9 protein-coding genes are annotated in these 11,208 nt (G+C 69.4%); all 9 read left to right on the forward strand.

What is annotated here, in order from left to right:
• Positions 1-1,398, forward strand: a complete 1,398-nt coding sequence (locus ABD116_RS15040) for an alpha,alpha-trehalose-phosphate synthase (UDP-forming) (protein ID WP_343969253.1) — start codon at positions 1-3, stop codon at positions 1,396-1,398.
• Entirely contained in the window at positions 1,385-2,839 is a 1,455-nt protein-coding gene (locus ABD116_RS15045) for an FGGY family carbohydrate kinase (RefSeq protein ID WP_343969256.1), read from the forward strand. The genes ABD116_RS15040 and ABD116_RS15045 overlap by 14 nt, the downstream gene beginning before the upstream one ends.
• On the forward strand, positions 2,836-3,198 hold the full coding sequence (locus tag ABD116_RS15050) for a hypothetical protein (RefSeq protein WP_343969258.1): 363 nt from the start codon (positions 2,836-2,838) through the stop codon (positions 3,196-3,198). Before ABD116_RS15045 ends, ABD116_RS15050 begins: the two co-directional genes overlap by 4 nt.
• A 101-nt stretch (positions 3,199-3,299) precedes the next feature.
• Positions 3,300-4,889: an alpha/beta hydrolase gene (locus tag ABD116_RS15055; RefSeq protein ID WP_343969260.1), complete on the forward strand. Its 1,590-nt coding sequence runs from the start codon at positions 3,300-3,302 to the stop codon at positions 4,887-4,889.
• Positions 4,890-4,973: 84 nt separating this feature from the next.
• Positions 4,974-6,263 (forward strand): sensor histidine kinase, encoded by a 1,290-nt coding sequence (locus tag ABD116_RS15060; RefSeq protein WP_343969263.1) that lies wholly within the window; start codon positions 4,974-4,976, stop codon positions 6,261-6,263.
• Positions 6,166-6,864, forward strand: coding sequence for a response regulator transcription factor (locus tag ABD116_RS15065; protein ID WP_343969266.1), 699 nt, complete (start codon positions 6,166-6,168; stop codon positions 6,862-6,864). The genes ABD116_RS15060 and ABD116_RS15065 overlap by 98 nt, the downstream gene beginning before the upstream one ends.
• Before the next feature lie 81 nt (positions 6,865-6,945).
• A complete protein-coding gene (locus ABD116_RS15070) occupies positions 6,946-9,165 on the forward strand; it encodes an MMPL family transporter (protein WP_343969269.1) in 2,220 nt (739 codons plus the stop codon).
• A gap of 55 nt (positions 9,166-9,220) precedes the next feature.
• Complete coding sequence (gene panD, locus ABD116_RS15075; RefSeq protein ID WP_343969271.1) at positions 9,221-9,643, forward strand: aspartate 1-decarboxylase; 423 nt, start codon at positions 9,221-9,223, stop codon at positions 9,641-9,643.
• Between the two features lie 18 nt (positions 9,644-9,661).
• Entirely contained in the window at positions 9,662-11,095 is a 1,434-nt protein-coding gene (locus ABD116_RS15080) for an aminopeptidase P family protein (RefSeq protein ID WP_343969274.1), read from the forward strand.
• Positions 11,096-11,208 lie beyond the last annotated feature (113 nt).

The following is an 11,208-nucleotide window of genomic DNA, read 5'->3' on the forward strand; positions in this document are numbered from 1 at the left end:
ATGCCGAGCGGACGCAGTTCCTTCGTAGTGGTGGCCAACCGGCTCCCAGTCGACCGGATCGAGATGCCCGACGGTACGACGGCCTGGCGGCGCAGTCCCGGTGGACTGGTGACTGCCCTGGCCCCGGTGATGCAGCGCCACCACGGCGCCTGGATCGGCTGGACCGGGGGCGCGGACGAGAAGCTGGACCCGTTCGACGAGGGCGGCATGCACCTCGTCCCGGTGACGCTGTCGGCCGAGGACATCCAGCTGTACTACGAAGGCTTCTCCAACGCGACGCTCTGGCCGCTCTACCACGACGTGATCGTGCCGCCCGAGTTCCACCGGGAGTGGTGGGAGTCGTACGTCGCGGTCAACCGCCGGTTCGCCGAGGCGGCCGCGGAGGCAGCCGACGACAACGCGGTGGTCTGGGTGCACGACTACCAACTGCAGTTGGTACCGGCGATGCTGCGCCGGTTGCGTCCCGACGTACGGATCGGCTTCTTCCTGCACATCCCGTTCCCGCCGACCGAGTTGTTCGCGCAGATGCCGTGGCGGCGGCAGATCCTCGACGGGCTGATGGGCGCGGACCTGGTCGGCTTCCAGCGGCCGGGGGCGGCGTCGAACTTCGCCCGGCTGGCCCGCAACCGGATGGGGCTGCGCACGCGCGGCGACCGGATTCACCTGCCGGACGATCGCGTCGTCCGGGCGAAGGCGTTCCCGATCTCGATCGACGTCGGCGAGCTGGAGCAGCTGGCGCGGCAGCCGGAGACCGAGGCGCGGGCCGCGGAGATGCGCAAGGAGGTCGGCAACCCGGCGCACATCCTGCTCGGCGTCGACCGGCTCGACTACACGAAGGGCATCCGGCAGCGGCTGCGTGCCTTCGGTGAGCTGCTCGACGAGGGCCGGGTGTCGGTCGACGACGCGGTCTTCATCCAGGTGGCGACGCCGTCACGCGAGCGCGTCGAGCAGTACCGGGTACTACGCGACGAGATCGAACTGCTCGTCGGCCGGATCAACGGCGAGCACGGCCGGATCGGGACGCCGGCCATCAACTACCTGCACACGTCGTACTCGCGCACCGAGATGGCAGCCCTCTTCCGCGCCGCCGACGTCGCCGTCGTCACGCCGCTGCGCGACGGGATGAACCTGGTGGCCAAGGAGTACGTCGCCTGCCGCTACGACGACACGGGATCGCTCGTGCTGAGCGAGTTCGCCGGGGCCGCGGACGAGTTCCGCCAGGCGTTCCTGGTGAACCCGCACGACATCAACGGCATGAAGGACACCATCGTCGACGCCATGAACACCGACGACCGCCAGCTGGGCCGCCGGATGAAGGCGATGCGCAAACACCTGGCCGCCCACGACGTCAACGTCTGGGCCGCGTCGTTCCTCAAGGCCCTACATGCAGAGGACTGACGCCGACGCGGGTGGGAGTGGCGGCGGCCGGATTCTCGCCCTGGACCTCGGCACCTCGTCCGCCCGCGCTCTGGTGTTGTCGGCTGATGCTTCACCTGTGCCGGGAGCCCTTGCCCGGCACAAGATCGGCGCGCTCTACGGCGCCGCGGGCGAGGCAACGCTTGACCTGCACGACTACATCGAGGGGCTGCTCGGCTGTCTCGACGAGTTGCAGCAGAACGGGCATCTGGCCGACATCACCGCGATCGTGCTGTCCTCGCAGTGGCACTCGATCGTTGCCCTGGACAACAACGGCGCGGCGCTCACCCCGGTGATCCCCTGGGTCGACACACGGACCGTCGGCCTGGACCTGGGCAGTTCCTTCGACGAGCGCGCCTTCCATGCCCGCACCGGCGCGTGGCTGCACCGGCTCTACTGGACCCGCCGCATCCCGTGGCTCCGCTCGATCACCTCGCCGGCCGGCTTCGCCGGTCTCCCCGACCTCGTCCTGGAGCGCCTCACCGGCGAGCGCGTCACCTCGGTCTCGGTCGCCTCGGGCACCGGGACGCTCAACCTCGCCGACGGCGGGTACGACGACGAGGCGCTGGCCGTCGCGGGCGTGAAGGCCGAGCAGCTTCCGCCGATCGTCCCGACCGGGTGGACCGGGGCGCTTTCCAGTGTGTACGCGAGACGGTGGCCGGGGCTGGTCGGCGTACCGATTCACCCGCCGACCGGCGATGGCGCCGCCTCCAACGTCGGCAGCGGCGGCTACGACGCGTCCACAGCAGCAGTGACGGTCGGTACTTCGGCCGCGGTGCGGGTCGTGCACCCGATCGAGGACGCACCCGAGTTGCCGTGGGGACTGTGGCGATACCGCGTCGACGATCAGCGTGCGGTGACCGGGATGGCCTTCTCCGCCGCGGGAAACCTGCATGCCTGGCTCACCGGCGTACTGAACCTCGAATCCCCCGAACCCACCGGCGTGGAGATCGGCTCGTCGAACGTGATCGCGATCCCGTTCCACGCCGGCACCCGGCCGCCGGACACCGTCCCGGGCGGTTCCGGCGTGTACTTCGGACTGTCGTTCGACGACTCCGCCGCCGATCTGCTCGCCGCCTCCCTGCAGGGCGCCTCGCTGGAGATCGACCGTGGCCTGCGGATGCTCGATGACCTCTTCGGCCGCCCGCTCGAGGTCGTCCTGGGCGGTGGTGGCATCGACGCATCGGCATGGTGGCGGCGCTGCCTGACCGCGACCTTCGACCGTCCCACCGACGTCTGCGCCGAACCCGAGGTCGGCGCCCGCGGCGCGGCCGCGGTCGCCCTCGGCCTGACGCCCTCACCCGGTGGTGAACACCTGGAGCCGGTCGCCGCCGAGGTCGAGCGAGTCAGGGCCTTACGCCCCCGCTACGAGACCCTCCGCGCCCTTGCAGTCCAAGCCTCCACAGAGACGAGCAACTGGTGAGCCCCGACGGGAACGCCGAGTACTTCGCCACCCTCCAGGCCGAGATCGCCAAGATGCTCTCGACCGACGCCGTCGAACTCGCCGCGCGCAGCTTCGTGGTGATCTTCGCCGGTGCCCATCTCGGCCGGGAGATCGCCTCCGGCAAGATCACCAAGTGGCTCAAGCAGGAGTTCGGCAAACCGCGCTGGACCGAGGCCAACACCCACGCCTACGACGCGGTCTCGATCGAGCTCGAACTGATCTACGAGCGCGCCCGCGTCGCAGCCCGTCGCCACAGCGGCCCCCTGATCCTGCTACCCCGCGGCATCCAGCTACTAGCCGCCCCCGACCCGGTCACCGCCCTGCGCGAGTACCTCTGACCATTGCAGCTTCCTGCAATCGAACGACCACCCAGGGCGACCTCCTCGCGCGGTACGTTGCGAAACGCACCCCGTCCACTCCTCCTGGAGGTAGTTCGCCGATGCGTCTCCGCGTGGCCCTGGTCGCCACCGCCACCCTGGCCCTCGTCGCTCCCGCCGTGCCCTCCGTCGCCGCCGCCCCGGCGGTTGCCGAGGGCAAGCACCCGCAGGCCCTGGTCTTCGGCGCCTGCCCGGCCGAGATCTCGACGCGGTACCCGGCCCTCACCTGTGCCACCCTCCCGGTCCCCCTGGACTACACCCGTCCGCACGGCGCCACCCTTTCGGTGCTGGTCACCAGGCACGCGGCCGGCAACCCGGCGAAGCGGATCGGCTCCCTGGTCGTGAACCCGGGCGGCCCGGGCGGCAGCGGCGCGGCCCTCGCCGGGTCGCTGTCCAAACCGGACGCCACCGGCTTCACCCGGCTCGACGCCGCGGTCCTGGACAGCTACGACATCATCGGGTTCGATCCGCGCGGAGTCTGGCAGAGCTCGCCCGTCAGCTGCGCCGCTCCCGATCACTTCGGCGCACCCCAGCCGGACCCGGACGCCAAGGCGAGCCGGACCGAGTTGTGGAGGCTGTGGAGCAGCTATGCGAAGCAGTGCTACGCCAAGAACAAGACGGTCCTCCCGCACCTCGGCACGGTCGACGTCGCCCGGGACATGGACACGATCCGCGCGGCGCTCGGCGAGCAGAAGCTCAACTATCTGGGCTATTCGTACGGCACCTACCTCGGCGCCGTCTACGGGCAACTGTTCCCGCAGCGGGTCGGCCGGATGATCCTCGACGGCAACATCGACCCTGCCCCCAAGGACATGTGGTACCAGGCCGGGCTGACCCAGTCCGCGGCGCTGCAGAAGCGGTTCGACGAGAGCTACCTGCCCTGGGTGGCCAAGTACGACGACGTCTTCCATCTCGGCAAGGACGTCGCGACCGTCCGGGCCGCCTGGACCAAGACCCTCACCGACTTCCGCACCACCCCCCGCGGCTCCGTGGGCGGCAGCGAGCTGATCGGCACCGCGTACGGCGTCATGTTCTCCGAGTCGGGCTGGATCCCGTTCACCCAGGCGATCAGCGCATACGCCGTCGGCGGTGACGACAGCATGCTGGCCGACTTCGCCGCCCCCGACCTGAGCGCCGACAGCGAGCAGGCCAACGCGATCTTCAACTCGGTCATCTGCGTCGACTCCGAGTGGTCGCGGCGCCGATCGACGTACGAGCACGACGCCGCCAAGCTCGCCCGGACCAGCCAGTTCGCCTGGTACAACATCTGGACCAGCGGCAGCGCCTGCCAGAGCTGGGGCGTCGCCGGCCCCGGCCGGGTCAAGCTCACCGGCAAGCACCTGCCGGGCATCCTGCTCTTCAACACCATCGGCGATCCGGCGACGCCGTACGCGGGTGCGCTCAAGATGCACAAGGCCCTGCCGAGCTCCGTCCTGGTCACCGAGCAGGATTCCGGCAAGCACTGCGTCTTCAGCAACCCCCGCGCCGCGGTCAACCCGGCTGTGAACGCGATCGGCACGAAGTACCTGCTGACCGGTGAGCTGCCGAGCACGGACATCTCGGTCGCCGGGCACCCGCTGCCGGTGCCGACCCCGGCCGCCGTGGCAGCAGGTGTCGACGCCAGGCCGGACCTCCGCAGCGCGATTCAGTAGCTTTCCCGTACTGCGTACGCAGTACAGCGTGGATACGGCCGGTGGACGACGCGTCCGCCGGCCGTGCGCACGTAGAGTGAGGGAATGGCAGCAAGTCCGTGGCAGACCCGGTTCAAGGGTCATCCGGTGGCGTACGACCACGCCATCGTGCTGTTCCTGATCGCCATCAACCTGCTGCAACCGGGCACCCGCCACGAGGGCACCCAGATCCCCCTGACCGTCACCGGCACGATCCTGATCCTGATCGCCTGCCTGCCGCTGGCCTTCCGCCGGCGGTTTCCGCTGGTCGCGCTGACGATCAGCACGCTGGCGACGATCGGCTACGCGGCCTACGCCGAGGTGAAGAGCCCGATCGGTCTCGCGCTGGCCTGCGCGATCTACACCGTGGTGATCCAGAAGAGCCGGCGGACCCGGTCGATCGCGTGCATCACGGTCGTCGTGGTGATGGTCGCCACGGCCGGGCTGTTCACCGACGGCGACCTGCTGGCGAACCTCTCGGTCGCGATCTTCGTCCTGTTCGCCGCCGCGATCGGTGAGGCGGTGCGCTACCGCCGCGCCTATCTGGACGAGCTGGAAGACAGAGTCTTGCGGGCCGAACAGTCCCGCGAGGAGGAGGCCGAGCGCCGGGTGATCGAGGAGCGGTTGCGGATCGCGCACGAGTTGCACGACGTGATCGCCCACCACATCGCCTTGATGAACGTGCAGGCCGGCGTCGCCTCCCACCTGCTCCGCGAGCAACCGGAGGAGGCCGAGAAGGCCCTCGCTCTGGTCCGCGACGGGGGCCGGACGGTGCTGCAGGAGCTGACCGTGCTGCTCGGCGTACTGCGCCGCTCCGGCCTCGACTCGTTGCCGACCGCTCCCACCCCCTCCCTGCAGGAGCTGAGTGCGCTGATCGAGTCGTCCACCGCGGCCGGAATCACCATCGACTGGCAGCCGCCCGTGCCCGAATCGCTCCCGGACGTCCTCGAGCTGACCACCTATCGCATCCTGCAGGAGTCCCTCACCAACGTGGTCAAACATGCCCCTGGCGCCGTCGTCCGGGTCCGGTTCGAGCAACGGCGCGGCTCGCTGACGATCGAGGTCACCGACGACGGCGGCCGCCCCGGTACGCCGTACCAGGACGCCGGTGGCGCTGCCGGTCCGCCCGCATCCGGGCACGGCCTGCTGGGCATGCGAGAGCGCGTCACGGCCGTCGGCGGCCAGCTGACCGCCGGTCCGCAACCGCACGGCGGCTTCCGCGTTCGTGCCGTCCTTCCTCTGGAAACTGGAGCAACTGGTGACGATCCGGGTACTGCTGGCCGACGATCAGAAGCTGATCCGGAGCGGGTTCCGGGTGCTGGTGAACTCAGCGCCGGACTTAGAGGTCGTTGCTGAGGCCGAGAACGGCCGGCAGGCGCTCGAACTGGCCCGCAGCGAGCGGGCGGACGTGATCCTGATGGACATCCGGATGCCCGAGCTCGACGGTCTGGCCGCGACCCGGCAGCTCACCGCCGACGAGTCGCTGGCCGGGGTGAAGGTGCTGATCCTGACCACCTTCGAGGTCGACGAGTACGTCTTCGAGGCGATCCGGGCCGGCGCGAGCGGGTTCCTCGGCAAGGGCGCCGAGCCGGAGGAGCTGATCGCCGCGATCCACACGATCGCCCGCGGTGACGCGTTGCTGTCGCCGAAAGCCCTGCGTGGGTTGATGAATCGCTTCCTGGCCCAGCCGGAGCTGTCCTCAGGCGCGGACTCGACCGAGCTGGACGTGCTCACCGATCGGGAGCGCGAGGTGGTCGGGCTGGTGGCGCTCGGGCTGTCCAACGAGGAGATCGCCGATCAGCTGGTGCTCTCACCGCTGACCGCCAAGACGCACGTGAACCGCGCGATGATGAAGCTCGACGCGCGCGACCGGGCCCAGCTCGTGGTGATCGCGTACCGGTCCGGGTTGGTCCGGTCCGGAGCAGTCGAGCAACCCGGCGTACAGCCGCTGCAGTAGGGAGTACGGCGGGCGCAGTACGGCGGAGAGCCCGCAGCCATCGGACGCGGACTACAAGGTCCGGACGGAACGATCGTCAGCATGGCTACCTACCTCTACCGCCTCGGCCGGTTCGCGTTCCGGCGCCGCCGACTCGTCGTGTTCATCTGGCTGGGGCTGCTCGCCGCCGGCATCACCGGCGCGGCCACACTGTCCGGTCCGACCGCCAACGGATTCTCCATCCCCGGCACCGAGTCGCAGCGGGCGATCGACCTGCTCGACGAACGGTTCCCGCAGGTGGGCGCGGACGGAGGTACGGCGCGAATCGTCTTCCAGGCGCCGCCGGGCGGGAAGCTCGCCGATCCGGCCAATGCCGCGCTGGTGAAGGAGACCCTCGCCGAGATCGGCACTGGTTCGCAGGTGGCCGGGGTGGTGGATCCCTTCGCCGCCAAGGCGATCTCGCCCGACGGGCGGATCGGCTACGCCTCTGTCGCCTACAAGGTGCCCTCCCAGGAGGTGACTCCGGAGGCCCAGGAAGCGGTGGCCGACGCCGTGGGCCCGGCCAGAGCGGGCGGCCTCACCGTTGAGTACGGCGGTGACGCGATGCAGGTCCAGCAGGCGCAGAGCGCGACCGAGGTGATCGGCATCGGGGTGGCCGCGGTGGTCCTGCTGATCACCTTCGGCTCACTGGTGGCCGCCGGACTTCCGTTGCTTTCGGCAATCATCGGGGTCGGGATCGGCGCCACCGCGATCACCGCGGCGACCGGTTTCATCGACATCGGCTCCGGCACCCCGATCCTCGCCGTGATGATCGGGCTGGCCGTCTCGATCGACTACGCGTTGTTCATCATGTCGCGCTACCGGCACGAGCTCGGCGCGGGTCTGGAACCTGAGGAAGCGGTCGGCCGGGCAGTCGGCACCGCGGGCTCGGCCGTCGTCTTCGCCGGCCTGACGGTCGTGATCGCGCTGGGCGGCCTGTTCGTGGTGGACATCCCGTTCCTGACCCAGATGGGCCTCGCGGCCGCCTTCACGGTCGTCATCGCCGTAGCCATCGCCCTCACCCTGCTTCCCGCCGTCCTCGGCATGGCCGGCCGCCGAGTCCTCGGCGGCAAGATCCCCGGCCTCCGCGGCGGCGATCCGGAGAGTGCCGGCGGCGACTCGGTGGGCGCGACCCGCAAGCCTTCGGCCGGTCGACGGTGGGTCGGGTTCGTCACTCGCCGACCGGTGGCTGTTCTGTTGGTGACGGTGATCGGGCTCGGCGCGCTGGCGATTCCGGCGACCCAACTCGAGCTCGGTCTACCCGATGACAGCACCGCCGCGCCTGCCTCCACGCAGCGCAAGGCTTATGAGCTTCTCTCGGAAGGCTTCGGCCCGGGATTCAACGGGCCGCTGATGATCGTGGTCGACGCGGCCGGCTCCGCCGACCCGAAGGCCGCGGCGGCAGGTACCGCGGACGCAGTACGCAAGCTTCCGGACGTCGCCGTGGTGACACCGCCGAGCTTCAACCCGCAGGGCGACACCGCGTTGATGACGGTGATCCCGGCCAGCGGCCCGGCCACCCCTGAGACCAAAGCGCTGGTCGAGGCGATCAGGGACCTCCCGTCGGTCGGCGGCTCCCAGGCGTCGGTGACCGGCGCGACCGCCTTCAACATCGACATCTCCGCCAAGCTGAGCGGCGCGCTGCTGCCCTATCTGTCGTTGATCGTCGGGCTGGCGTTCATCCTGCTGATGCTGGTGTTCCGTTCGGTGCTCGTGCCGTTGAAGGCGACGCTCGGCTTCCTGCTCACGGTCGCGGCGACCTTCGGCGCCGTGGTCGCGGTCTTCCAGTGGGGCTGGTTCGCCGGCGTACTCGGGATCGAAGGCCAGACCGGCCCGATCATCAGCATGCTGCCCGTCTTCCTGGTCGGCATCGTGTTCGGCCTCGCGATGGACTACCAGGTCTTCCTGGTCACCCGGATGCGCGAGGAACACGTCCGCGGAGCAACTCCGAGGACCTCGGTCGTCGACGGCTTCAGCCACAGCGCCCGCGTCGTCACCGCCGCCGCGATCATCATGATCGCCGTCTTCTCCGGCTTCATCCTCTCCAGCGAGACCTTGGTCCGGGAGATCGGCTTCGGCCTGGCCGTAGCGGTAGCCATCGACGCCTTCATCGTCCGAATGACCATCGTTCCCGCCGTCATGGCCCTGCTCGGCCGCTCAGCCTGGTACCTCCCCCGCTGGCTCGACCGCCTACTGCCGGACGTAGACGTCGAGGGCGAGAAACTCCGTCACACCCTCGAGCCCGAGGTACCGGCCCGGGAGCCAGAACTGGCATCCCACTAGGCGTAGGTGACGGTGGCCACTGACAGTGATGGGGTGGGCCTGGATGATGAGCGGCATGTTGCGCTCGATGATGAAGTCCAAGGTCCACCGGGCCACCGTCACCCAGGCCGACCTCGACTATGTCGGGTCGTGCACGCTGGACGCGACGCTGATGGAAGCGGCGGATCTGCTGCCCGGTGAGCAGGTCGACATCGTCGACATCACCAACGGCAACCGGCTGACCACGTACCTGATCGAAGGCCCCCGCGACACCGGCATCGTCGGCATCAACGGGGCCGCCGCGCACCTCATCCACCCCGGCGATCTGGTCATCCTGATCGCCTACGGGATGTTCGACACCGCGGAGGCGAAGACCTTCCGGCCGAGCGTAGTCTTCGTGGACGAGCACAATGCGATCACCCGCATCGGCTCGGACCCCGCCGAGGTGCTGCCGGACAGCAGCACGCTCCGCGGCGACCAACTGCACACCGCGCGCTGAGATGAGGATGGCTCGACGATGAGCGAGAGCACGGACAAGACCCCCAAGACCGCCAGCCACGACACCCCGTCCGGCGAGAAGCTGCGCGAGTTCATGAACTCGGGCTGGGGCTCGATCGAGCGTGACGACGTCACTCTCAGCGACGTCGGCACCTGGGCGGCGAAGCGCCGCGACGCCCTGTCGCAGGCGTTCCCCGGTGAGCGGCTGGTGATCCCGGCCGGCACCTACAAGGTCCGCTCCAACGACACCGACTACGCGTTCCGCCCGCACACCGACTACGTCTGGCTGGTCGGCGACCAGACCTCGGACGCCGTCCTGGTGCTGGAGCCCAACGGAACCAGCGGCCACGACTCGGTGCTGTACTTCCGGCCCCGCGCGGACCGCAGCGAGGGCGAGGAGTTCTGGCGCGACCGGATGTACGGCGAGCTGTGGGCCGGCCGGCGCCCGTCGCTGACCGAGACGTCGAAGGAGTTCGGGATCGAGACCCGGCACGTCGACGCGCTCGCCGACGTCCTGAAGAGCGATGTCCCGACCCGCGTCCGGCGCGGCGAGGAGAGCTCGATCAGCTCACTGCTCAGCGGCGCGAAGACGGACGAGGACCGCGACGGCGAGCTCGCCAACGTGTTGTCCGAGCTGCGGCTGGTCAAGGACGCGTTCGAGATCGAGCAGCTGCGCGAGGCGTGCGCGATCACCCACCGCGGCTTCTCCGACGTGCTGGCCGACATGGCGTCGGTCCGCAAGTACGGCGAGCGCTGGATCGAGGGCACCTTCTGGCGCCGGGCCCGCGCGGAGGGCAACGACGTCGGTTACACGTCGATCGCGGCCGCCGGACCGCACGCGACCACGCTGCACTGGATCGAGAACGACGGCCCGGTCACCGACGGCACGCTGATGCTGCTCGACATGGGCGTTGAGAACCGCAACCTCTACACCGCGGACATCACCCGCACGCTGCCGGTCAACGGCGAGTTCACCCCACGCCAGCGCGAGCTCTACCAACTGGTCCTGGACTCGCAGAACGCCGGCATCGGGGCGCTCAAGCCCGGTGTGCCGTTCCGCTCCGGCCACAACGCCGCGATGGAGGTCATCGTGCGCGGGCTGGAGGCGATGGAGCTGCTGCCGGTCAGCGCCGACGAGGCCCTCGACCCGAGCAGCGGCATCTACCAGCGCTACACCTTGCACGGAGTCAGTCACATGCTCGGCATCGACGTGCACGACTGCGCCGCCGCCCGCAACGAGAAGTACAACAAGGGCAACGTCGAAGCCGGCTACGTCCTCACGGTCGAGCCCGGCCTCTACTTCCAAGCCGAAGACCTGACGGTCCCCGAAGACCTCCGAGGCATCGGCATCCGGATCGAAGACGACATCCTCATCACCGCCAACGGCACCGAAAACCTCTCCGACGCCATGCCCCGCGAGATCGACGCCATCCAGGCCTGGATGGCCGGCTGACCAGCAACCCGGCACCCCGCCAGGAAGCAGCGACCTCGGACACGAAGTCGCGACCTTGAACACCAAGCGGCGACCTTGAACAAGAAATAGCGTGTTCAAGCCCACCAACTCCT

The sequence above is a fragment of the Kribbella koreensis genome (assembly GCF_039525325.1).
In the GTDB taxonomy this organism is placed as follows: Bacteria; Actinomycetota; Actinomycetes; order Propionibacteriales; family Kribbellaceae; genus Kribbella; species Kribbella koreensis.